Source organism: Stenotrophomonas sp. GD03877 (genome assembly GCF_029840555.1).
Classification (GTDB): Bacteria; Pseudomonadota; Gammaproteobacteria; order Xanthomonadales; family Xanthomonadaceae; genus Stenotrophomonas; species Stenotrophomonas geniculata.
Genome location: NZ_JAOCCT010000047.1, coordinates 1 through 23,093, shown reverse-complemented (window position 1 = coordinate 23,093; position 23,093 = coordinate 1). Strand labels below are relative to the sequence as shown.

24 protein-coding genes are annotated in these 23,093 nt (G+C 62.2%); 11 read left to right on the top strand and 13 right to left on the bottom strand.

Annotation, left to right across the window (positions count from 1 at the left end; genetic code table 11):
• Window positions 1-5 precede the first annotated feature (5 nt).
• Window positions 6-2,582 (bottom strand): TonB-dependent receptor, encoded by a 2,577-nt coding sequence (locus tag N5D20_RS22895; RefSeq protein WP_197578665.1) that lies wholly within the window; start codon window positions 2,580-2,582, stop codon window positions 6-8.
• Between the two features lie 316 nt (window positions 2,583-2,898).
• Here N5D20_RS22895 and ftrA point away from each other — a divergent pair, with 316 nt between their 5' ends.
• A complete protein-coding gene (ftrA, locus tag N5D20_RS22890) occupies window positions 2,899-3,900 on the top strand; it encodes a transcriptional regulator FtrA (RefSeq protein ID WP_197578666.1) in 1,002 nt (333 codons plus the stop codon).
• Window positions 3,901-3,943: 43 nt separating this feature from the next.
• Here the strand turns inward: ftrA and N5D20_RS22885 are convergent, their stop codons facing one another.
• Both N5D20_RS22885 and N5D20_RS22880 read right to left on the bottom strand, forming a co-directional pair.
• Window positions 3,944-5,713 carry an oleate hydratase gene (locus N5D20_RS22885; protein ID WP_197578667.1) on the bottom strand — a complete coding sequence of 590 codons (1,770 nt, stop codon included), beginning with the start codon at window positions 5,711-5,713 and terminating at the stop codon, window positions 3,944-3,946.
• Window positions 5,714-5,853: 140 nt separating this feature from the next.
• Window positions 5,854-6,378 (bottom strand): GNAT family N-acetyltransferase, encoded by a 525-nt coding sequence (locus N5D20_RS22880; RefSeq protein ID WP_197578668.1) that lies wholly within the window; start codon window positions 6,376-6,378, stop codon window positions 5,854-5,856.
• A gap of 163 nt (window positions 6,379-6,541) precedes the next feature.
• On the opposite strand from N5D20_RS22880, the gene N5D20_RS22875 reads away from it, so the two are divergent.
• The 3 genes from N5D20_RS22875 to N5D20_RS22865 are packed head-to-tail and all read left to right on the top strand — an operon-like array spanning window position 6,542 to window position 7,784.
• Complete coding sequence (locus N5D20_RS22875; protein WP_197578669.1) at window positions 6,542-6,997, top strand: SRPBCC domain-containing protein; 456 nt, start codon at window positions 6,542-6,544, stop codon at window positions 6,995-6,997.
• 11 nt (window positions 6,998-7,008) lie between these two features.
• Window positions 7,009-7,323: a metalloregulator ArsR/SmtB family transcription factor gene (locus N5D20_RS22870; protein WP_005416268.1), complete on the top strand. Its 315-nt coding sequence runs from the start codon at window positions 7,009-7,011 to the stop codon at window positions 7,321-7,323.
• 2 nt (window positions 7,324-7,325) lie between these two features.
• Window positions 7,326-7,784, top strand: a complete 459-nt coding sequence (locus tag N5D20_RS22865) for an SRPBCC family protein (protein ID WP_197578670.1) — start codon at window positions 7,326-7,328, stop codon at window positions 7,782-7,784.
• Window positions 7,785-7,872: 88 nt separating this feature from the next.
• On the opposite strand, the gene N5D20_RS22860 is transcribed toward N5D20_RS22865, so the two are convergent.
• From N5D20_RS22860 to N5D20_RS24755, 3 genes are all read right to left on the bottom strand, one after another.
• Entirely contained in the window at window positions 7,873-8,202 is a 330-nt protein-coding gene (locus N5D20_RS22860; protein WP_197578671.1) for a DUF2185 domain-containing protein, read from the bottom strand.
• 12 nt (window positions 8,203-8,214) lie between these two features.
• A complete protein-coding gene (locus N5D20_RS22855) occupies window positions 8,215-8,745 on the bottom strand; it encodes a GH-E family nuclease (protein ID WP_343239058.1) in 531 nt (176 codons plus the stop codon).
• 67 nt (window positions 8,746-8,812) lie between these two features.
• A complete protein-coding gene (locus N5D20_RS24755) occupies window positions 8,813-9,148 on the bottom strand; it encodes a hypothetical protein (protein ID WP_343239059.1) in 336 nt (111 codons plus the stop codon).
• A 469-nt stretch (window positions 9,149-9,617) separates the two neighbouring features.
• Between N5D20_RS24755 and N5D20_RS22845 the strand changes: the two genes are divergently transcribed.
• Complete coding sequence (locus tag N5D20_RS22845) at window positions 9,618-9,995, top strand: DUF4180 domain-containing protein (protein WP_197578674.1); 378 nt, start codon at window positions 9,618-9,620, stop codon at window positions 9,993-9,995.
• A gap of 97 nt (window positions 9,996-10,092) precedes the next feature.
• Window positions 10,093-10,857, top strand: a complete 765-nt coding sequence (locus N5D20_RS22840) for a hypothetical protein (RefSeq protein ID WP_197578675.1) — start codon at window positions 10,093-10,095, stop codon at window positions 10,855-10,857.
• Here the strand turns inward: N5D20_RS22840 and N5D20_RS22835 are convergent.
• The gene (locus N5D20_RS22835; protein WP_197578676.1) at window positions 10,854-11,636 is read right to left on the bottom strand and encodes a 3-hydroxybutyrate dehydrogenase; all 783 of its coding nucleotides are present in this window, start codon (window positions 11,634-11,636) and stop codon (window positions 10,854-10,856) included. The two genes, N5D20_RS22840 and N5D20_RS22835, sit on opposite strands and share 4 nt — an antisense overlap.
• A gap of 61 nt (window positions 11,637-11,697) precedes the next feature.
• Window positions 11,698-12,096, bottom strand: coding sequence for an SEL1-like repeat protein (locus N5D20_RS22830; protein WP_197578677.1), 399 nt, complete (start codon window positions 12,094-12,096; stop codon window positions 11,698-11,700).
• A gap of 55 nt (window positions 12,097-12,151) precedes the next feature.
• On the opposite strand from N5D20_RS22830, the gene N5D20_RS22825 reads away from it, so the two are divergent.
• Together N5D20_RS22825 and N5D20_RS22820 are read left to right on the top strand one after the other, a co-directional pair.
• A complete protein-coding gene (locus N5D20_RS22825) occupies window positions 12,152-12,748 on the top strand; it encodes a hypothetical protein (protein ID WP_279915150.1) in 597 nt (198 codons plus the stop codon).
• Window positions 12,749-12,804: 56 nt separating this feature from the next.
• Window positions 12,805-15,930 (top strand): zeta toxin family protein, encoded by a 3,126-nt coding sequence (locus N5D20_RS22820; RefSeq protein ID WP_191851427.1) that lies wholly within the window; start codon window positions 12,805-12,807, stop codon window positions 15,928-15,930.
• An 89-nt stretch (window positions 15,931-16,019) separates the two neighbouring features.
• On the opposite strand, the gene N5D20_RS22815 is transcribed toward N5D20_RS22820, so the two are convergent.
• The 3 genes from N5D20_RS22815 to N5D20_RS22805 form a co-directional block, all read right to left on the bottom strand.
• On the bottom strand, window positions 16,020-16,475 hold the full coding sequence (locus N5D20_RS22815) for a hypothetical protein (protein WP_235303976.1): 456 nt from the start codon (window positions 16,473-16,475) through the stop codon (window positions 16,020-16,022).
• Window positions 16,476-16,584: 109 nt separating this feature from the next.
• On the bottom strand, window positions 16,585-17,322 hold the full coding sequence (locus N5D20_RS22810) for a hypothetical protein (RefSeq protein ID WP_197578678.1): 738 nt from the start codon (window positions 17,320-17,322) through the stop codon (window positions 16,585-16,587).
• 99 nt (window positions 17,323-17,421) lie between these two features.
• Window positions 17,422-18,261, bottom strand: coding sequence for a type 1 glutamine amidotransferase domain-containing protein (locus N5D20_RS22805; protein WP_197578679.1), 840 nt, complete (start codon window positions 18,259-18,261; stop codon window positions 17,422-17,424).
• Between the two features lie 96 nt (window positions 18,262-18,357).
• On the opposite strand from N5D20_RS22805, the gene N5D20_RS22800 reads away from it, so the two are divergent.
• Window positions 18,358-19,275 carry a LysR family transcriptional regulator gene (locus N5D20_RS22800; protein WP_197578680.1) on the top strand — a complete coding sequence of 306 codons (918 nt, stop codon included), beginning with the start codon at window positions 18,358-18,360 and terminating at the stop codon, window positions 19,273-19,275.
• Window positions 19,276-19,826: 551 nt separating this feature from the next.
• Window positions 19,827-20,183 (top strand): hypothetical protein, encoded by a 357-nt coding sequence (locus N5D20_RS22795; protein ID WP_197578681.1) that lies wholly within the window; start codon window positions 19,827-19,829, stop codon window positions 20,181-20,183.
• A 145-nt stretch (window positions 20,184-20,328) separates the two neighbouring features.
• Here the strand turns inward: N5D20_RS22795 and N5D20_RS22790 are convergent, their stop codons facing one another.
• Both N5D20_RS22790 and N5D20_RS22785 read right to left on the bottom strand, forming a co-directional pair.
• Window positions 20,329-21,165, bottom strand: a complete 837-nt coding sequence (locus N5D20_RS22790) for a nucleotide-binding protein (protein ID WP_197578682.1) — start codon at window positions 21,163-21,165, stop codon at window positions 20,329-20,331.
• Window positions 21,166-21,747: 582 nt separating this feature from the next.
• Window positions 21,748-22,533, bottom strand: a complete 786-nt coding sequence (locus N5D20_RS22785) for a hypothetical protein (RefSeq protein ID WP_197578683.1) — start codon at window positions 22,531-22,533, stop codon at window positions 21,748-21,750.
• A 402-nt stretch (window positions 22,534-22,935) separates the two neighbouring features.
• Here N5D20_RS22785 and N5D20_RS22780 point away from each other — a divergent pair.
• Window positions 22,936-23,093: IS5 family transposase (locus N5D20_RS22780; protein ID WP_054660924.1), on the top strand; the 158-nt coding region annotated here is incomplete at its 3' end.

Below are 23,093 nucleotides of genomic sequence, written 5' to 3'. Positions count from 1 at the left end.
CCAGATCAGAACCGATAGCTGACCCGCCCATACCAGTACGCTCCAACGTTGCCCAGCACATCGCCGTTGTCCCAGGTCGTCTCGATGCTGGCCACATCGGTGGCACTGCGCGCGTACTCGGGCACCTTGCGGGTGCGCTTGTCGAACACGTTGTTGATGCCCAGCGCCGCACTCCAGCCCGCCCCCAGTTCCACGGCACCGGAGAGATTGGTCACCAGCACCGGCGGCTGCTTGTACTCAACGCCGTTGTTCAGGCGCTTGATCGGGCCGTAGTAGGTGAAATCGACGTTCGAGCGCCAGCGCCCGTTCTGCCACCCCAGGCCGGCCACCTGCGTGTAGCTCGGCGTGCGGAAGCGCAGCGCGTACTCGCTGCTCTTGGTCAGCAGGTTGATGTTCGGCAGCCCCTGCAGCGCCGCCGGAATGTCGCTGACCTTCTGGATGGTGGTGCGACCCACGTTGGCCGCGTAGCTCCAGCGCAGCTTGCCCCACGTGGTTTCCTGGTTCGCCTCCAGGGTCAGCTCGACACCGCGTGTGCGGGTGTTGCCCACGTTGGTGAAGTAGCTCGCGTAGAACGCATCACCCGGCAGGATGCTGATGCCGGCCGAACCCAGCAGCGCATCGATGGTGTTCTTCTGCGCCGCGCTCAGCACCGTACCGCTGTTGTCGGTAACGCGCGCCGGATCCTGTGCGTTGTAGCCGATCTGGCTGGACTGCCCGAGCTGGCCACGGATATCGATCTGGTACGCATCCACGGCCAGGTGGAAGGCCGGGCTCGGGTCCCAGGTCACGCCCAGGCTGTAGTTGGTGGCTTTCTCGGGCTTCAGCGGCGTGGCACCCAGTGCGATCGCCGCCGGCGAAGACACCTGCGCCACCAGCGTGGTGCCGCAGGGGCAGCTGCCCGTGGCCTGGTAGAACTGCGCGCCCAGGCTGGGTGCATGGAAACCGTTGCTGACCGTCGCGCGCACGCCCAGCGCGTCGGTGACGTCGAAGCGCGTGGTCAGGCGGCCGGTGGAGACACTGCCGAAGTCGGAATGGTCTTCCCAGCGCGCGGCCGCATCCAGGTACCAGCGCGAGGTGACGTTGGTGGCCGCGCCCACATAGACCGCCTTGCTGTTGCGGGTAGCCTTCACCGCGTCCGCAGTGGAATAGCCGACGAAGGCCGCAGCACCAAAGCCGGTATACGACTCCCACTGCCCGGCGCCGCGTTCGTACTTTTCGTGCTGGTACTCGGCACCTGCGCTCACTTCCAGCGGCGAGGCGAATGCCGCCACCTCGAAGCCACGGCGCAGATCGAGGTTGGCGATACCCTGCTGGTAGTCCAGCTTGCCGTCATAGAAATCGGTGGGCGATCCCGGGTACGGCAGCGAATAGTTCACCGAATTACGGGTGTAGGTACGCACCGTGCTGCGGTTGCCGGTCAGGCTGGCGTCGTAGTCCCAGCCCGCGATCTGGCCTTTCACGCCTGCGGTGCCGGTGTACTGTTTCTCCTTGGTTTCCAGTACCGGCAGGAAGCCATCCGGGAACACACTCAGCACGCCGGGTGCCTTGTAGGTGGTGAAGATGGTCGCCGGCAGACGGAAGTTCTGGATCGCCTGCGCGGTGCGGTCACTGGCCGTAGCGTTAGCGTAGAACTGCGCGCTTTCGCCCAGGCCATGGCCTACGTTCACCGCGAAGGCCTTCAGCGCATACGACGGCGAGCTGAGGATGATGTTGGCCTCGGCATTGCGGTTGGCCTCGGCCGGGTTCGGCGACGCACCCGCAGGCAACCGGTTGTTCGGGCGCAATGCCACCAGATTGCCGTTGCCGTCCACCGCCGGGTAGCTCAGATAGCCATCGACGTAGCGGCGGGTGCGGATCGCATGATGCTGGCGCGTGGTCTCGCCAGACAGATTGACGAAGCCATCCTGTCCCCACGGCAGGCCCACGTTGGCACGCACGCTGGTGCGCGAACCATCACCGTCGATGCTCTGCCCGCTCTCCACGGCAAACTCACCGCCGTGCGCCTGCGACTTCAGGATCACGTTGACCACGCCGGTGATCGCATCCGAGCCGTAGATGGCCGAGGCACCATCGCGCAGCACTTCGACATGGTCGATGGCCGAGACCGGAATCAACGCCAGATCGGCCCAGGCATGGCCCGGATAGCCGCCGCCGTTTGCCCCGCTCACATAGGCACTGGCATTGCGACGCTTGCCGTTCACCAGCACCAGCGTGTAGCCCGGCGACAGGTTGCGCAGCTGGTAGCCGCGGATCAGGCTTTCCTGGTCACTCTGGTAGCCGCCGATCTGGCTCAGCGACGGCAGGCTGCGCTGCAACGCTTCCAGCAGGTTGCCCTGCCCGGTAGCGGCAAGGTCCTCGGCGGAGATCACATCGATGGGCGTGGAGCTGTTCTTTACCGTGCGCGTGCTGGTGCGCGAACCAGTCACTACCACTGCATCCAGCGTGGACGCTGCCACGTTGGCTGTCGCGGCGGTGGCGGCAGGATCGGCATCGGTTTCCGCCGCATGGGTGGGCGACGCGGCGAGGATAGCAGTGATCAGAACAGCGAGAGTGCTCAGGACAGGGGCGTGGGCGGCAGGCATGGGGGCTCGTGGGGGTGGGCCGGAAACACGCTTCCATTCAAGGGCCTGTTCACCTGGCGCGACAGGCGGGATCACGTCACCCAACCGTCATATCCGGCCACCCACATGACCGCTGGTAATGACGTTAGGCCGCAGCACCGGTGCCCTGCATTCTGTAGAGCCGAGCCCACGCTCGGCTGCTCTTCGTGACGGCGTCAAGTACATCTCCTTCTGCCAGCATTGAGCCGAGCATGGCTCGGCTCTACATGCCCCGCGAGCATCACCTCATGCCCGCGCACCACTCAGCGCCATGCATCTGCACCCGTAGCATCAAGCCATGCCCAGCCCACCCGCCGATCCCGCCGCGCCGCTCGTTGCCATCGTCGCCTGCCACGGCCAGGGGCTGTTCGAATTTGGCTGCGCGGTAGGCTTGTTCGCGCCGGTGCGGCCGGAACTCGGCGTGGCCTGGTACCGCACCCAGTTGTGTGCAGGCGAACCTGGTGCGCTGCGCATGCTCGGCGGAACGCAGGTGCAGCTTCCCTACGATCTGAGCACTGTTGATGACGCCAGCATCATCGTCATCCCCGGTTGGCGCGAACCCAGCGAGCGCCCGCCACAGGCATTGCTCGATGCACTCATCCGTGCCCACGCACGTGGCGCGCGCATCGCCTCGATCTGCTCCGGTGCATTCGTGCTGGCCTGGGCCGGGCTGCTCGATGGCCGCCAGGCCACCACCCACTGGCGGCTCACCGAAGCACTGGCGCGCGACTTCCCGCGCATCGACGTACGCGAGGATGTGCTGTACGTGGACACCGGCAGCATCATCACCTCGGCCGGTTCCGCCACCGGCATGGACATGATGCTGCACATGGTGCGCAAGGATTACGGCGCACGGGTAGCCAACCTGGTGGCCGAACGGCTGGTGCTGGCGCCGTGGCGCGATGCCGGCCGCAGCCAGCGCGTCAGCCGCGCCATTCCCCATGGCGAGCCCACGCGGCTGGCAAGGCTGATGGAATGGATGCGCCGCAACCTGCGCGAGCCACATTCCCTTGGCAGTCTCGCCGAGCAGGCCGCGCTCAGCCAGCGCACCCTGCAGCGGCAGTTCCTGGAAGCCACCGGCCTGTCGCCGATCGACTGGCTGATCCGCGAGCGCGTGGCCTTCGCGCGTGAGCTGCTGGAAACCACCGACCGGCCGCTGCAGTGGATCGCCGAGCAGGCCGGCTTTGGTTCACAGGAATCCTTCCGCCGCCATTTCCGCAGCCAGGCGGACGCCAGCCCGACCGAATACCGCAGCCAGCATCGCAACGGGATCGGCGCAGACCGCCTGGTCGGCTGCTGATTCCCGGTAGTACCGGGCCATGCCCGGCGCCCCCACACCCCGCTCAGTCGTCCTGCACCAGCTTGAACTCGCGCAGCAGGCCACCGATCTGGGTCTTGTCCAGCTTGCTCATCAGCAGGTTGCGCAGGAACGCCGGCCCCGGAATATCCAGTTCCTTGCCGTCACGTAGGCGCCCGGTCGCGGCCAGCAGCGAGCGCACGTCGTAGGTGGAATTGAACACCTCCGGCACGCCGCGTTCGATATCCAGCAGTGTGTACACCGCCTCCATCGGCGTGCGCACCGAATACTCGGTGGTGAAAATGCAGTCGCGCTGCTTCGACTCGGCGAACTGGCCGATGAAGGCGAAGTTCACCGCACCTTCCGGCACCACGTCCGGGCGGTCACCGGCCTGGCGCGGCATGAAGAACGCGGTGATGTACGGCATCATCACCGGCACCGTCTTGGCACCGGTCGCGGCCAGCTCGTCGATCTCCTCCACCGGCACGCCCAAGTGGTACAGCCACTCGCGGGTGATCTCCTCGCCGGTGCAGTCCTGCATCGGCTTCTTCACGTAGTCGCCGGGCGTATCCACAAACAGCGAATACACCCAGACCACGATCTGGTCCTTGGGCTGGTTCTTGAAATGTGGCTGCCGGTTCACCGTCCAGCTCATCAGCCAGCGCGAGTCGCGCACGCTGACGATGCCGCCGGTCACCACCTTGCCGCTGAAGGGATCGCGCTTCGCTATCTTCTGGATGTAAGCCGGAATGCGCGCATCCAGCGTGGTCACCGTCGCCGATTCCCACTTGGTTTCCGGAATGTGCGCGCCGAACACGTCCGGGCGCCCGAACGCTGCATCCTTCGCGGCAATGCGTCGCCACAGGTCCCAGGCCGGCGCCGGGCCTTCGTTCAAGCGTGCCGCAGTGTGGTGGTCGCCGTTGTCCGAATTCTCGGTCAGCGAACCGATGGTCATGAACAGCAGATCGTCCGCGCCCAGATCCACGCCACCCGCCACGCCCTCGCGCGTCCAGTGGATGCGCGTGGCCTGCTTGCGGCCCGGCTGTAGATCGAAGTCGACGTCGGTCACTTCGGTGCCGTACTGGAACACCACGCCATGGTCCTGCAGCCACTTCACCAGCGGCAGCACCAGCGATTCGTACTGGTTGTATTTGGTGAACTTCAGTGCGGAGAAGTCCGGCAGCCCGCCGATGTGGTGGATGAAGCGGTGCAGGTACAGCTTCATCTCCAGCGCCGAATGCCATTCCTCGAACGCGAACATGGTGCGCCAGTACAACCAGAAGTTGCTGTTCAGGAAATCGCGGCCCAGCACTTCGTTGATGCGCTTGTTCTCCATCTCCTGCCGGGTGGCCAGGAACAGCGCGATGATGTCCTTCTGCGCCTGCTCGGTCAGCGTGAACAGGCCATCGGTGTGCGCATCCTCGCCGCGATTGATGGTGGCGCGCTGCAACGAATAGTTCGGGTCGTCCTTGTTCAACCAGTAGAACTCGTCCAGCACGCTGGCGTCGTCGATCTCCAGCGAGGGGATCGAGCGGAACAGGTCCCACAGGCACTCGAAATGGTTCTCCATCTCGCGGCCACCGCGGATCACGAAACCCTTTTCCGGCACCTTCAGGCCATCCAGCGCACCGCCGGCAATCTGCTGCTGTTCAAGGATGGTGATGCGTTCACCGGCCATGCGTCCGTCACGCACCAGGAACGCGGCACCGGCCAGCGAGGCCAGGCCCGAACCGACGAACCAGGCCCGCTTGCCATCGACACCAGCGGGCTTGCGCGGGCGCGCGAAGGCTTCGTAGTTGCCACTGCTGTAGTACATGCACTGCTCCTTCCTGGAGGGGTCATCAGGAACCCGCAGCGGGATGACACAGCCATCCCGTGCAGGTCATGGCCCTACTCTAGCGCCGAACCGATGTACCGTTTCCTGCACACACGCTGCGACCGAATGACGCAGCCGTGTCAGAGCTGCCGGCCCAGCAGCATGCCCGGCCATCCATCCACGTTGAACGGCGCGATGCGTGTGTAGCCACAGGACTCATAGAAGCGCACCAGATCACCATTGCCACCGCCGTAGCAGTCCACGCGCAGATGGTCGAGCCCGGCAGCGCGCGCCTGCTCATCGGCAAACGCCATCAAGCGGCGGCCGATGCCACGCACGCGGCCATCGCGCGAAGCCACCAGCACGCGTACGTACAGCTCTGGCCCATCGGGCGCCGGTACATAGGGCATCGACTCACCCAGCGCCAGGAACGCACGCACCTCACCCAGTTCGTTCTGCGCTACCCAAGCGCCGGGCAGCGCACAGGCATCAGTCACCTGGGTGATCCGACGCGGCACCGTCGACCACGGCTCGCTGCCCCACTGCTGCAGATTACCGATCGACACGAACCATCCGATCACCTCGTCGAAGAGCCTCAGCACCGCAGGGGCATCGGCCACGCTGGCGCGGCGGATGGTCAAGGTGTCCTTTCCAGCTTCAGTCATGCACGCACTCCTTCCAACGCATCAATCGGCTGCACCGAGGATGCCGGCCAGCGGCCAGCACTGCCAGGGCCGGAAGTCCGTGGGCCGGATTTGACATGCAGGCATTTACCTGCATATAGTCCACTCGACGGCGGCGCCTGCCCGCCCACGCGAGGAACCTGCAATGGTGGATATCGCGCATCGGGTCGGCATCAAGGCCCCCGCAAGCCAGGTGTACCAAGCCCTGGCCACCCCCGAAGGCGTCGCCGCCTGGTGGGCTGAAGACACCCATGGCGACCGCGAGACCGGTGGCACGGTCAAGGTCCGTTTCACCAACAACGGCCAGGAAATCGGCGCCATGGAAATGCTGCTCGAACAGCTCGTTCCCGGCGAGCTGGTGCTCTGGAAGTTCCTGGCCGGCCCCGCCGAATGGATCGGCACGCATGCACGCTTCGCACTGAAACAGGAAGGCGACTACTGCATCGTGCTGTTCACCCACGAAGGCTGGAAAGAACGCGTCGAGTTCACCTCCCACTGCAGCACCAAGTGGGCGGTGTTCCTAATGAGCCTCAAAGCCCTGCTGGAAACCGGCAGGGGCCAGCCCAACCCACACGACGTCAGGATCGACAACTGGAACTGAAGACGCCCCGCATGAATGCAGACAAGGTGTTCAAGGCCCTGGCCGACCCCACGCGCAGAACGCTGCTGGACCTGCTCTGCGAAGACAACGGCCAGACCCTGGGCCAGCTCTGCGAACACCTGGACATGGCCCGGCAATCGGTCACCCAGCACCTGGGCCTGCTGGAAGATGCCAACCTGATCAGCACCGTGCGTCGTGGCCGCGAAAAGCTGCACTTCATCAACCCGGTGCCGCTGCATGAAGTCTACGAGCGCTGGGTACGCAAGTTCGAGCAGCAGCGCTTGAGCCTGCTGCATGACCTGAAACGAGAACTGGAAGGAGAATGACGATGTCCGCAGAGTCCACCCGCTTCATCCACGTGATCTACATCGCCTCCACGCCGCAGAAGGTGTTCGAGGCCATCACCAGGCCCGAGATCGCCAGCCGCTACTGGGGCCACGAAAACCTCTCGGACTGGAAACCCGGTTCGCGCTGGCAGCATGTGCGTGCCAACGAAACGCGCTCGGTCGAACTGGTCGGCGAAGTGGTGGAAAGCACCCCGCCCTCGCGGCTGGTCATCACCTGGGCCGCCGCCTCGCAGGCCGACACTCCCGCGGCCTACAGCCGGGTCACCTTCGAGATCGTGCCCTACCAGGACATGGTGCGGCTGACCGTTACCCACGACGAGCTTGAACCGGGCAGCGGCATGGATACCGGCATCCGCCAGGGCTGGCCGATCGTGCTGTCGAGCCTGAAGTCGTTGCTGGAAACGGGTAAGGGGCTGGATGTGTTTGCGAAGCCGATTTGAGTAGCCGTGGGTCGGCCTGTTCTGGTCATCCGCAAGGTCACCCTGTGGATGTACCAGAACCTATCGATCCGCATGGATCGCCGCCGCACTATTCTGCCAGCTTGAACTGATTGTCCGCATTGCGGACGAACGCAGAGCCAATCGACTGATCCAGCACCTGCAGGATCGCACGATCATAGTTCGCAATCGTGTTCACATCATAGATCTCGATGTTCTCGGCGTCGGCGAGGTACTCCTCGCTCTCATCTCCGGCAAAGAACCTCCATCCGCTATCCGCCTGGAAGTCCGGCTCTTCCCTATAGCAATAGCCAACTGGCATTCCATCCACGGTGATCCGATCCGTGGCCAGGCATGCTCCGCCTGCATCTACAAGTTGCACGATGCCGCTAGCGTCAATCTGAAAGGGCTTATTTTTCATGAACAGATCCTGTCAGGGCTTCTTCTCAAATCTATGACTTCTATTGGAGCTGGGATCTTCCAATTGGTACTTGTCAGGATTGTTCATCCTGTCGTTGAATTGCTTCTGAGCCAGTCCTTCTGATTTTGCGCTTGCGGCTTCGGTGCGATGCTCATTGCCGGTCTTGTGCCCAAGGTCTGGTTTGCCATCAATTGGTCTGTTCGTATTCGGATCGATTGGCCGGCCATCCTGGGCACGAGGAGCCCTCCTTTCAACTTCCTGGCGAACATCCTTCCGGATGTACGGAAGCCTTAGCTGACTATCAATCTGTTTAACGCCAAACCTGATTGTACGAGCAGTGGGACCGCCACCAGGAATGGCGCTCGCAATCTGCTCACCTTCGGGCATATCTGACGTCTTTTCGCCAACTGCCGGGGCATTTGCAGGCCCTGAAGTCAGGTAGATCATCAGGCCTGTAACAAACGGCACGCAAACCGGACATCGGCCATCCGGATCGGTAAATCTGTACGGATTGTTGAATGCATACTGGTAGCGGCCGAACAATCGAGTGTCCGAACTAGAATTCGCCGTTACAGGGTCGACTGAGAGAAACCGCCCTATCTGGGCGGTCCTAGTACCTTTGCTGCATGTAGCTAAGACCGGTAGAAGCATCGCTCACATGCCCAGCGTAGCCAGGTCCGTCGGCAACCACGCCATCGATGGGAGCCCCGAAAGGCTCGTAATCGTACCGCCTTATAACATCGCCTTTCTCATCTGACTCGGCAACTACCGAGCCTAGTGCATCGGTATGGATATAGGTAACGGTCTGAGCTTCTGCGGTTCCAGCGAGTAAAAGAATCATCAATGCAAGGCAGAACAACCATCTCACTGCCAGAGGTGCACTTCGCCTTCCTCCAAGCTTGAAAGCACTGCTACTGAACAGTGCGGCAAAGCTCATCACCTTCATCATCGATTCCATCCTTAGAATTCGCTACCCTAAATCACTGTCTACTGACATCATATCTTGTTAAACACAGGCATCGGAATTCATCTTCAAGGGCGCGTATGGTGTCGAGTTGCTAACCAATCTCACGACCAATCGCTCGGCCGGCGCCAGTAAAGTATCCACCAGACCAAAACATCCCGCCGCCAAGTCGCGTGCACTTCCCCAGGTTGCTACCCTGCCCGTCACCGTGGGCGCTGGCGGTGCACAGCTCCGCGGCCGCAGCCGGCAGACCCGAACACACCCCGCACCGCCATCAACAACGAACGATTCTTCCACCCTGCCATGTCCTTACCCATTGCAGTGAACCCGCCTTGAGCAGTCGCCTGGTGCAGCTTAGCGCGTCCACTCAGCAGACTCATGTTGCACCCGCTCGCCATCGCCCGCTTTCCACGACCATACTGGACGGACGATACGGACTTCGGAGCGCACCATGCACACACATCTCGAACAGATCGGCACCACCCGCCTCCTGCGCATCGCGCCGCAGGGCCCCGCACTCGATGCCAACGGCCTGCGCGATCTGGTCGGCGACGCCCTTGGGCATCAGGCCGAGTGGATTGCCGTGCCGGTGCAGCGCCTTTCGGCAGACTTCTTCGAGCTGCGCTCCGGCACGGCCGGGCAATGGCTGCAGATGCTGGTGAACTACCGCCTGCACTTCGCCGTGCTGGGCGATGTCAGCGACTACCGCGCACAGAGCGAATCGCTGGACGCGTGGATCATTGAGTGCAACCGCGGCCACAACGGCTGCTTCGTGTCCGACTGGGATGCCCTGCTGGTTCGCCTTTCGTCCCCCGCCAGCGCGGGCTGAACGCCAGCCCCACACTCACCCTCACCGAACCCGGTTCCGACCGCACTCCGACGCCGCCCGCCAGAGCATCACCGGCAGGCTCCCCAGGCGACGTTCGATGAGTGCTTCAGACGCAGATTCCCTGCACAGCAAGGTGGCGGCGGTCACCCTTGGCTTCTGGGTGATGAAGATTGCCGCCACCACCCTCGGCGAGACTGCGGGCGATCTGCTGTCGATGACGCTCAACCTGGGCTACGTGGCCAGCTCGGCCATCCTGCTGGCGATCTTCGCCGGCCTGTTGGCCCTACAACTGTCGGCACATCGCTTCCACCCGGTGCTGTTCTGGTCGGTGGTGCTGGCCACCAGCACCGCCGGCACTACCATGTCGGACCTGATCGACCGCACGCTCGGCCTGGGCTACGCCACCGGCGCCAGCCTGCTGGCCGGCTGCCTGGCGCTGGTGCTGCTGGCCTGGCGCATGTCGGAAAAGTCGATCTCGGTCAGCAACGTCGCATCGCGCCGCGCCGAAGGCTTCTACTGGACCGCCGTGCTGTTCTCCAACACGCTGGGCACCGCGCTGGGCGACTTCCTTGCCGACGATTCCGGGCTGGGCTTCACCGGCGGCGCACTGCTGATCGGCAGCCTCATCGCGCTCACCGCACTGGCCAGCCGCATCAAGGGCATCAACCGGGTCATCCTGTTCTGGATCGCCTTCGTGCTCACCCGCCCGTTCGGTGCGACCTTCGGCGATCTGCTCACCAAGCCGCTGGAAAAAGGCGGGCTGGGCTTCGGCACGGTCGGCTCGTCGCTGGTGCTATTCACCATTCTGGTAACGCTGGTGGCGCTGCCGATGCTGCAGCGTAAGGCGCAGCCAGCCAGCTAACGCGCCGTCCAGCCCCCATCCACGGGCAGTGCCGTGCCGGTGATCTGCGCCGCAGCGTCCGAGGCCAGGAACACCACCATCTCGCCCAGCTGATCGGGCGTCACGAACTGCAACGACGGCTGCTTTTCAGCCAGCAGCGCGCGGGCGGCGGACTCCTGATCCGTGCCTTCGCGCTCAGCCAACGCGGTGATCTGCTGCTCGACCAGCGCCGTTCGCACCCAGCCCGGGCAGATGGCATTGGCGGTGATGCCGGTGCCCGCATTCTCCAGCGCGGTCACCTTGGTGAACCCGATCACGCCATGCTTGGCTGCCACATAGGCCGACTTGTTCACCGACCCGACCAGCCCGTGCACCGACGCAATGTTGATGATGCGGCCGGCGCCCTGCTGCTTCATGTGCGGCAGGGCCGCTGCCGTGACATGGAACACCGCCGAGAGATTCAGCGCCAGGATCGCATCCCACTTCTCGACCGGGAACTTCTCGATCGACGCGGTGTGCTGGATGCCGGCATTGTTCACCAGGATGTCGATGCGCCCCATCGTCGCAACCGCGCGGTCGATCATTCCGCGCACCGCCTCGCCACGGGACAGGTCGGCGCCGTCATGCGCCACGCGCACGCCGAACTCGGCTTCCAGACCGGTACGCATGCGTTCGATCTCCGCCGCATCGCCGAAGCCGTTCAGCACGATATCGGCACCTTGCCGCGCCAGCGCGCTGGCAATGCCAAGACCGATACCACTGGTGGAGCCGGTGACTACTGCAACCTTTCCACTGAACATGGGCGAGCTTCCGTCGGAGGTAGGCCGCCAGTGTAGCGTTACCGGCCGCCGCACCCTCCTCCTATGTGCCCACGTCCAACGAGTACGCCAGTAGGAACTCCCTGGCGTACTCATTCCCACCCTGCGCCGAAGCACGGATCAGGTACACCGCACGCGGCACGTCGCTGGCGACACCCTTGCCATGGAACAGCGCCAAGCCAAACTCGGACATGGCCAACGGATAGCCGGCCTCCGATGCCCGTTCAAAATGCGCGGCCGCCCGCATGACGTCCTGCTCGACGCGGTCACCGGTCAGCAGGCACAGCCCTACCGCATGGATTGCCGGGATATAGCCCCTCTCTGCGGCCTGGTTGAGGGTCGCGAAGCTGTCCGCCTCGGCATGTGCGTCGTCCTCCCCTACAGGCATCGAAGAAGAGCGGAACAACGCTTCGGCGCACCCGCGTGCAAGCTGCGGGGCCAACAGCCGCCGCGCCTAGGCAATGCCACCACGGTCGAGCACCGCATCGAAGTCGGTCGTGAGCTGGGTTGGCATGTTCGTCATGGCGCAGGCTTCCTTCCTGTTTGCGGGCATCCGTTCGCCCCATTGGGATTATGCATGCGCAATGCCGTACATTCCTCCAGCCCACGAGGAATGGCGACCCAATGATCTGACTCGCCGGCCAAATCGACACAACCCATTTGCCTATACGTTGTCGCAAATAGCATTGGACCCACCAAGGCATGTGGGGATATTCTCGAATCTACGTGGATCTGCCCAAAAGGTGACAATCTTGACCCTTTCCTCTCCGCCCGTTCCAGCCAAACTCCGGGAAATGCTCAAGGACTATCCGGAACATATCGAACGACTGCAGGAAGTACTGAATCGATCAGCCGAACGATCACGACAGATTCCTTTAATGCCGTTCGACGACGCGATCTCCGCATTGGAAGGCAGGCTCGGAACGTTCATCATGGAGGCACGGAGTGAGCTTGCCGCTGCTGAAGCGGCTGGGAATCCCCAGGATATTGCCAATGCACTTGAAAAAGAACGGTTAATGCTTAGGGCGCGCCTACAAAGCCAATGGATAGGAGATGAGTCGATGTACTCCTATTTTCAGGAGCTAGAGCGTTGAGTTCAGCCGATTGGAGCCTCGCGCCCCAGGCGCATGCGCAGGTGTTTGCGTAGAAGGTGCTTCCCCATAGTGGTCTGGACAGTACCACTCCTCAGGAGCACCCCAAGGCAATTGTACTCGCTGGACAGCCAGGCGCAGGTAAGAGCGGGGTTGCCGGTGCTGCGATTCGAGAGCTTGCTGGTGATGCCATTCCCATCGATCCCGACGCGCTGCGGGAGATGCACCGTGACGCTCCGCAGCTTGTCCAGCAGCACCCATACACCTGGTCAGGGCATACTCACAGCGATGCCAGCCAATGGGCAAAAGAGCTGCGATCCCTGGCAGTCGAGGGCCACAGGAATCTCATCCTCGATACGACACTAGGAAATGGCGACGCCGCAGTTAATCTGATCAAGAATCTCCAGGCCAAGGGCTACGAAGTGGAGATTCGGGGAGTTGTCGCACATCGGTTGGAAAGCGAGCTTGGTGTCGACCGAAGGTTTACTGACAAGCTGGACGACGAAGGCTTCGGCCGCTACGTCCCCGAAGATGTACGCAAACACGTTTACGATGCCCTGCCCGGCAATCTGGACAAGGTCCAGGCCGAGACCGGCATCCAGATTCGGCTCTACGGACGCGAAGGCGCTCAGGTCTACGACAGTTATGCCGATACCCGCCTGCCGGGCGCAGCACTGGAAGCCGAACGCGAAGCTCGGCTGAAAGACCCTCGAATCACCCAATCATTGCGCGATGGCTGGCGTGCACAAGGCCGCTGGCACGCCGAGCTTGGGGACACCCTGCCCCTCAACGACAAGGTCAGTCCACCAACAGCGGCAGCCGTTTTCGATGAGCGCGCAACGCTCAAGGTTGTTGAAGGCATTACACCCAACATCCAGGAAGCACGCGTCATCGACCACACCATCCGCGTGCGTCCAAACATGGTGCGGGGCGCCGTCATCGGTGGCGCCGCAGCGACGGTCGTTGAAGCCGCGACGGAAGGAACAAGGATCGCCGACCTGTACGCACGCGACAACCGGACGGGCGCGGAAGCCGCGCTGCTGGACTTCGGAGCACGCAGCGTCGGCGGTTGGACCGGCGCAGTGGTGGGCGCCAAGGTCGGTACGCTGCTGGGCATCGAGTCCGGCCCCGGCGCCATTGTCACCGGCATCATCGGTGGCGGGTTGGGCGCCTGGGGTGGCAGTGAGATCGTCGACTGGATCGAGAAGTACCAGATCAACAACCAGGCAGACAGCACCGGCAGGGTCTGGACGTTTGACCCGGCGCATCCCGAAAAGGGCTGGACGCACAGCGAGCGGGAGATCATCGGCACCGTCGGCACCCTGGCCGATCGCCCGATCTACGGCGCGACTACACTGCTCACGGCCGACGCCGAATTGACCCAGCAACTGAACTACCAGGCCTCAAGCCGGGCCGTCGGGCTGCGGCTGTCCGCGCCGGATCAACCGATCAATCCCTTCAGCATCGCCGGCGATGCCAGCGATACGCCCAGCGCACTGCCACGCTCCTGGGAGCGCAATCCAGAAACCGGCGAATGGCGGCGCGAGGTCGTCCATCAGGTCCTCGAACACGGTATCAAGAACACCACGGTCGAAGTAGCCGACGCCACCAAGGCTGCCCAGCTTGATGACGCCGCACAGGGCATCATGGCCTTCAACGCCGCCCGTAGCTCGGCGGCCTTTGCCAAGCAGTACGAGCAGGCCTACACCGCCCAAGGCTGGTCCCAGTACGGACCGATTCCGGATGAAGTGATCTGGGCCCAAGACCATCCCGATCACGTACTGGCATCCGATGGACGCACCTATCAGCAACAGGGCGACGGCGAATGGCTGCATGACGGCTGGATCTACGATTCGCTCGCCGAGGGCAACATCCGCGACGAGTTGAACCGAACCTATCCGCAGATCCGCGCCATCCAACAGATGGAGGCGCCGGTACCCGGCGCCCACGAACGCAGTATCGAGGCACTGACCGTCAACGAACGCGAAGCCCGCGACCAGGCCATGCAGGAAGCCAATCGACTGGGTGTCGCTGCACCGCAAGCGCAGCAGGTTGCCGCCGCTGCCGTGGCTGAGGTTCGCGGCGAGCACGCCGAAGAACGGCTGACGCCACAAGCCGTGATCGATGCGCACAGCGTTGAACGCGCTGCACTGTCGCCCAACACATCACCCTTGGTACAGGAGCATCGCGCTCCTGCGCCTGCAGCGCCGACGCCTTCGGATCGTGTGGAATCCGTGCAGGAACCGGCTCGCCGCGAAGCACCACGACGGGAGCCGATCGCGGCCGCTGCAACGCAACCTGCACCGGATGAGTCAAGCGAGCGGCAAGCGCATACCGAGGCAAATCCTCCTGCGCACCCGATGCCGGCAGCCCCTGTGCCGTCACCCGGCATTCCCTCCGCTGAGCGATCTCCCGCACAGCCAGAAGTGAGTGCATTACCTACGTCGGATGTCGGACACCCCGCTCCTGCGCAGGAGCCCGTTGCGACTCAGACCCACTCTCTGGCCCCGTCAATCCAGGCCGAAGTGGCTGACGCCGCCCCGGCTACTGCTCGTCTCCACGAAGCCGAAGCAACACCAGCGCCAGTCCAACTTGAGCCAGACGTTCCAGCCCCCCTCGCAGCAGCCGAGGCCGCTGCGCCCAGGGTCTCAGAGCACGAGCCTCCTTACGCGCCACCACCCGTGGAAGCACTGGCGGCACCACCCTCAAGCGCAACGGCCCAGCAAGAGCCCGAAGCGCCGCCCGCCCCCCTGCTGCCTACCCAGCCTGAGCATCCCGATCACGCCCTCTACCAGCAGGTGCGCACAGGCGTAGCCACATTAGATGCAAAGCACGGCCGCACGTTCGACGAAGCCAGCGAGCGCATGACTGCCAGCTTGCTGGTGCTCGCCAAGGACAACGACCTGGATCGCGTGGACCACGTACTGCTGAGCAACGCCACCGCGGACAAACCCGCCGGTCATACTCTGTTCGTCGTACAGGGCGAGCCCAGCGACCCCGCACACCAGCGCGCTGCGATGCCGACCGAACTGGCCGCACAGACCTCAGTCGAAGAATCCATGCAGCAGTTCGACGCCGTCAGCCGCGAAGCGCATCAGCGCGTCATCGCCAACCAGCTGGAGCAGCAGCTGGAAGATCAGCGCGTGCAGCAGGATATCCAGATCCGTGCCGCCAGCATGGGCTGAGTGGGTAAGACACGCGCGAAATCATTCACAACAGCCCGCCCTCTTGGTCCCTCTGCTTGCCAATCGGCGCTATTGATATCGCCGCACAATCAGAAGAACAGACTCGCTCGCTCAACGGTCGCGAGCGGATTGGCCTTCCGCACCGCCTCCAGAAAAAGCAGAAAGTCGCGGTTGAACAGCGAAAGGTTGTTGGTGAACGTCACGCACTTTTTACCCGATGCTCTGCTGAAGCATACCTGCCAGACATAGCGCGCATAGATGACGTCGGACGTTCGGGTGACTGAGGTGATCTGCGAAAGCGGAACTGCCGTGGGAACCGGTCCCCGCCGCAGGTAGAAAGCTTCCGTATCGAAGAAGTAGTGCTCGCGATCCTCTTTGCCATCCACCATCACCAAGGTCATGGACGTGCCGGAGATCCGGCGAGGCGGATTCAATCGCAGCCCGGATCCCAACGCGGATCGCGCAGTCGCTGACATTCGCCGAAGGGTGAACCAGAGGATCACCAACGGAAGCGCCACAAGGACAATGAAGCCTACGGTCTTCAAAACAACTTCCAATGTGCTGGGCACACAGATCTCCAGGCTGAACGTTCAGGCATTGGCGATGCCCAGGTAGATCCACGCCACGCGTGGATGGCTCTCCCTCAACGCCCCATCACTTCCAATGATCCGGCCCCAAAAACGGCAGGCTCAACACAAACACCGGCACCGCCACCGGCACCAACGCCGCCCCCAGCACCTTGCCCGCCGCCGAACCCACACCCGGCTTGTCCGTATCATCCGGCCGGATCCGCTCAGCACGCGCGGTGATCGACTGCGGCAGCTTCGCCTTCGCGGCCAGCACCGCGGCATCCGGCAACGTCACCCGTTCGCCGTCACTCTCGAACAGCGCGCTGTAGTAGCTGCCGCCCTGCCTGGAAAGATTGCAGTCCGGGTTGGCCGCCAGCTCGTAACGGCTCCGGGCTTCAAGGATGTACGGCCGGCGCGTCAATGCATCGATGGCCTTGGCCACCCGCGGGCTGATCTCCAACCGCTCCAGCTTGAACTGCGCCGCCTGTTCCGGCGTCACCTGCTCGGGCCGCAGCAGCAGCGCGTAGCTGCCATGAACCTTGGCCCTGTCGGCCGGCACGCGCCAGTCCTCACGGAAGTACAGCTGCGCGCAGACCACGGCCTCACGCAGCGGGCTGTCCATCAGCGCTCGGTAATCACGGAACGGCGCCGCATCAAAGCGCATCGGTTCGTCATAGACCGGCAGCAGGTACAGCTTGCCGTCGTCGGCCACGAATGCGCTGGTGATCTCGCGATTGGAATGGTGGTAATCCGGCCCGCTGGCGCAACCAGACAGCAGGCCAAGGCACAGGGCGGAGAGAATGAAGCGGATGGACGTTCGCATGTCGTAGTGAAGGGCTTCTCTGGAAAACCGGCCTCGCTCATAAGGACGAGGCCAGTCCGCCATGGTGCCACGGCACCGCATGCGGTGCAGAGCCCCGCCTTACTTCAACCGCTCCACCAACCGCTGCCCCACCTCCAGCGCAGAAGCCGGGTTCTGCCCGGTAATCAGCTCGCGGTCCACCACCACATGCCCGGTCCACGGCGTGGCATTGCTGCTGAACGTCGCACCCGCTCGCTGCAACGCCGTCTGCGGGTAGAACTTCATCTCGCCACCACCCAGCAGCGGCTTGGCCTGCTCCTCTTCCTGGTTGCTGATCACCGTCATCTGGTAGCCGCTGTAGATCCACGTCGGCGTGGCCGGCGTCGCACCGGCTTCCAGCTTTGCCACGAAACCCGCCGCATCCGGCAGCGTGGACAGCAGCGCGATCGGCCCGTGGCAGACCAGCGCGGTGGTCTTGTTGCGCTGGTGGAAGTCGGCCAGCAACCGGCCCAGCGCGGGGCTCTTCAGCAGGTCCTGCATCGGCGCGTGGCCACCGGGAATGTAGACCGCGTCGAAGTGCGCGTAGCCCTGCTGCTCGATGCGCGCCAGGCTCACCACCGGCGAGGCCGTCGGCGAGGTCAGCGCCAGCTTCTCCAGCAGCGCCTTGTGCAGCGTCAGCTGCGCGGCATCGTTGCCGAAGTACGCCGGCGTCACCGAGGACGCATCCACCGTCGGCGCCCGCCCCTGCGGCGTGGCGAAGGTCACCTCGTGGCCCGCGTCCAGCAGCAGCTTGACCGGCTGCATCAACTCGTTGAGATAGAAGCCGGTGGACAGCACCTTGCCGTCCTTCAGGTCCAGGTGGTTTTCGTCGGACAGCACCACCAGCACGTTGGCGGCATGGGCGCCGCTGGCAGCCAGGGTCAGGGCCAGCGCTGCGGCCAGCCGGGTCATCAGGTTCATGGGGAGCTCCTATCGGGGAATGGCGGCCACTTTATTCATCGCCCCAGCGGCGATAAATTGGCCCCATCGCAAAACATCTGTTCCCCGGAGAGCCAAATGAGCCGCAAGTTCGACTACCTGGGCGATGTGGAGGTGTTCCTGGCGGTGGTCGAGCACGGCTCGTTCACCGCCGGGGCGGTGGCGCTGTCCACCACGCCCTCGGTGCTGAGCCGCGCGGTCACCCGGTTGGAAGCGCGGCTGGGCCGGCAGCTGCTGCAGCGGACCACCCGCCGCGTGGGCCTGACCGACGCCGGGCGGCTCTATCTGGAACAGGTGCGCACCGCCTTCGGCCTGCTGGACGACGCCGAGCGCGACGTACTGGCCCAGGACGGTGCGCTGGCCGGCCGCGTGCGCCTGAGCGTGCCCACCACCTATGGCCACTACCGGCTGCCGCCCGTGCTGGCGCGCTTTGCGCAGCAGTACCCGCAGGTGCAGGTGGAACTGAACATCACCAACCGCAACGTGGACCTGGTGGCCGAAGGCTTCGACCTGGCCATCCGCCTGGGCCAGCTGCCGGACAGCGGGCTGGTGGGGCGGAAGCTTGAGGATGCGCCGCTGTTGCTGGTGGCCGCGCCGGACTATCTGCAGCGCCGGGGTACGCCGCAGACGCTGGACGACCTGCAGCAGCACCTGTGCCTGCCGTTCGTGATGCCGCGCACCGGGCGGTTGGCGCCGTGGATCTTCCGCGACGGCGGGCACGACGTGGACTGGCTGCCGCGTTCGTCCATCGAGACTTCCGACGATGTGCTGGGCGTGGTGTCGCTGGCCGAACAGGGCATCGGCATCTGCCAGAGCTATGAATTCATCGTGCGCGAGCGGTTGCTGCGTGGGGAGTTGGTGGAGGTGCTGCCGCAGCTGCGGGGACGGTCGAGGCCATTCTCGGTGATCTATGCGCCGCATCGGCGGCAGTCGGCGGCGGCGCGGGCGATGATTGAGTTGTTGGTGGGGAATGCGGCTGAGGCTGGCGTTGTTTGAAGCTGCAAGGCTCGCTGGAGGTGTCGGGTTTGAACCGATTTTCTGGCTGTGCGGATGATCCGGCGCCGCTGCCCGTCGAGGCGGACTAAGAACTGTTGCAAAGAAGGCCGTCGCGCTATTCGCTTGTGGCATGGGCGATTGCGCCACGTTGATTCGCAATCAACAGATCAGCTGCGCGAATGCGTCCGGCGGTGTCGCGTGCCGCACGAATGGTGCGTGCAACAATAGCTCTTCGCTCTCGGATTCAACGATTCCTTCGCGAATTTCTATTGGCATTCGAAGCGGCTGCGTAAACACCATGACGCGCCACCGACAACGGGTGGCTCCGGGTCTGCAAACCCGCGATGAGCAACGACTGTTGTTTACGCTTGCCCGTCGGCACCGTCCTTAACCGGTGCCGGCGGGCAATCCGTCGGCCTATCTGGCGGGCGGTGCGTGGGGGTCTTCGGACCCACCGGTCATTCGTTGCTTCATCCCGGTTTGCAGCCACGCATCGTCCGCCACCCCGCTACGCGGTGGCGCTGTTAAGCACAGCCACGGAAGCCGACGCCATGAACGAATCTGACACCTTCTCCCCCTACACCGTTGTTGAGCCCATCAACGACGACACTCCCCTGCCCGACCTGAACTCCCTGCTCGGCATCCTCAAGCGCATGCGCGGCTGCGAAGGAGCCGATGGGCACCCGTGGCCGGAAACCGATGTGTCGCCCGGCCGCCGCGTGAGCCTTGCCAGGACCGAGCGCGCAATGGTGGGAGCGCTGACGGTGCTGGAGTTGCTGCACGCGGCAGACCGCTGCAGGGTGGCAGCGGACCCCGAGCGGCATCTGGATGAGGGGGTTGTTGATGGGTTGTTTCTGGCCTGCCGGGGGCTGGTTGAGTGGGCTTGTCAGGAGGTTAGGCCGGAGTGACTTCATCCCGCACCAAACCACCGAAAAGCTATCACCGATCAGCACACTAAGAGCCACTGTCCGGCGGCCACCCCACCTGCCCTTGACCAAGAGCTGGCACCCAAAGATACGCAACTTATAAATCGGATTCGGTCGGAACTAATCGCTAACTATCGAGCAATTTATTGAAGTCGATGCTATATCCGGCAGCCCTCATCTCCTTCGCGATATCAACTTGCCAGTTGGCATCGTCAACATAAACCACACCACTAATATCGCTAGGCAGCTCCACCTTTCCAGAAACCAAAGGAACGACCCTTGCTCGTGACAGCTTGGCGATCAAATAGCCGTGTTCGAAAACTACATTCTGCCTCGCCCTGGAATGCAAAACCCCTTCCTTTGCCTCCAGTGAAGTTCCGCCGACGTCATCAGGCGTATAAAGAACTATGGCAAATCCGACATCTGTATGTGCCTCAATCTTCTCAATGATCGTATGGCCCTGATTTGCCTGCTCATGGAGAATTATGGACTTTAACCCCAGTTTTTCAACAAAGCGTGCAGCCTTGGATTTCATGGCCTCATTGTGGCCATGGACAATAAAGACCCGATCTGACCTGCCAGCAGTTGACTCTGGGGCTTCCGACGCACGACCTAGTTCCGACGCATTTCCACTTGAGGAGCGTGAGAACTCATATTCATCGTTGGCTATATCTAGCGAGAGCGAATCCAAAAAAGCCACGGAGGGGTTTCCCCGCTCTCGCATGAAGACATCAAAATCACTTTCATACTGGCGGCGAAAGAACACAGTCTGAGTTAGCTTTTTATCGAGCATCTTCCTTGCTCCCGAAATGTTCTCGTCAAGGAATTTATTTATCTGGCGCCGCCAAGCTTCGAATCGCTCCTTGCCGAAGTCGCTCCCTCGCTGCGAATAGGCCCCCGCAACATCCGTAAGCAAGCGATCCTTGAACTTGCCCAGCTGCTCGATAGCTTCCTTTTTATCCACCTTCCAACCCCCTCAACAACCGCCAATGAAACATCATTCGATCCAGAGCATCTGCTCATATGATCTGCCATGGAGCATCCAAACTGCCCCCCATCAACGCGTGGCATTGATTTTAGGTCCGCGGAGAACAGCTAACAAGCAAGCGCACAAAACGTTCTAGACCACACAACTGATATCGCCATTGAGCCACATGATCCTCGGTTCGCTAGAAGGGAGCCTTGCGCCAAGAGTCATGCCTCAGCAAACAGTGAAGCAACAGCCCTATTGCCACACACCACCAGCGGTGCTATTACCCATAAATCGAGGAACAATCATTCGAAGTCCCGTAAAACGAACTTCGGGTTGGAATGCACCACACTTCGCACTACTCGAACGGACTCACGGCAGGCCTCCAACTGATCCAACAGGCTAAGTCAACAGGGAGCAGGTCAGACTAATCTGAAACCAAGACAACCAAGCATCCCAGGTGCAGCCTCAAATGAGACCCTTGCGCCTCCTCAGAAAAAAGGCTATGATCGAACCGTGGATGGCACCCAATGATCCTACTCTACTCTCTAGTAGTGCGGTCGGCGGGTGCCTTTTTTATTGCACTTTCGTGTAGCGATTAATTGCCTCGGTTTCCTTTAAGTACTCACCGAACACAAGATGCTCTATCTTCTGTTTCGCGGCCTTTGAGAGCTTATTGGGATAAGGTGGGCGGGGGTGGGTTGAGTGGTGATCGGGATCGAGAGTATCCACAAGAGCCTGTGCCACGACTCCGTACACGAGAAGATTCTGGCGGGTAGCCTTTATGTTGGTTCGCCCCAGGAGCTCGAAGAGTGGCTTGCACCATATCGCTGCAAATGATTCTTCATTAATCTTTTTACCAAACTCAACTAGACCGATAGTCCGCAAGCGCTTGTCAAATGACTGATCCGTAGTTAATTCGCCAATTGCGTTTTGGTGCGTCCTATTGACCAGGCGAACTTGCGGGGACCCCAAGCAAGTGATGAACTTCTGGAGCCTCGCGCCCCTCTTATCAGATGCGAGTGATACACCCACGCTTTCCTCTGCCAGAATATTTATTCGCCCCCAGAATCTCGCATAGAGATACGCCAACCCGATTAGATCTGGGTCTAGCCCTGCAGCCAACGCCTCTCGATTGCCCTCGGATGGCATAGAAAAATCCCGATCAGCAAGGGAGGCTGTCTTTCCAACAATCGCATCGGCAGCCTTCAAAAGCGGATCCAGATGGGCATCCACAAGTGCTTTTGCAGATTTCCTTTCACCGAAGTGATACTTAATCCAATCAACTGGATAATCTATGAGCTTTGCGACTATCCCTCCGGAGACCGCCGCAGTGAATAGAGATACCAAGGTTTCGCTCATAGACAGCCCCTCTCACTCCAAGTTATCTCTCTAACTAGCAATTGCATTTTCAGCTCGACACTACCCATCTGCCACATTGCAAACGTTAGCTTAAATGAGCCAGCAACAACAAGGGCGCCTTTCGGCGCCCTCATTCTTTCAACTCATTCCCACTCGATCATCAACAGGTCACGCAAGCCCGCGTGGTTAAAAGGATTTGCGATGATCAACATGGGCCATTACCGTCGCTTTTACCGTCATCCGACAAGAGCTTTGTTTAGCGCGGAAGATGAAGGGGTTTGAGGGGCGACGACTCTGGCAACTCCATCGTCAATCGCCCTCTAGGATAGCGCAGACATGCACAGCGGTCTTCCTCCAAGCCTCACTTAGGGCCTGTTAACACTACGTGCTAACATACTGCGCATGGAACTTACGCCTGCGCAATTCGCGCGTATCGAGGATTGCCTGCCGCGGCAGCGGGGCAATGTGTCGCTGGACAACCTTCAAGTGCTCAACGCGATCCTGTTCGTGGCCGAAAATGGCTGCAAGTGGCGGGCCCTGCCCAAGCGGTTCGGCAACTG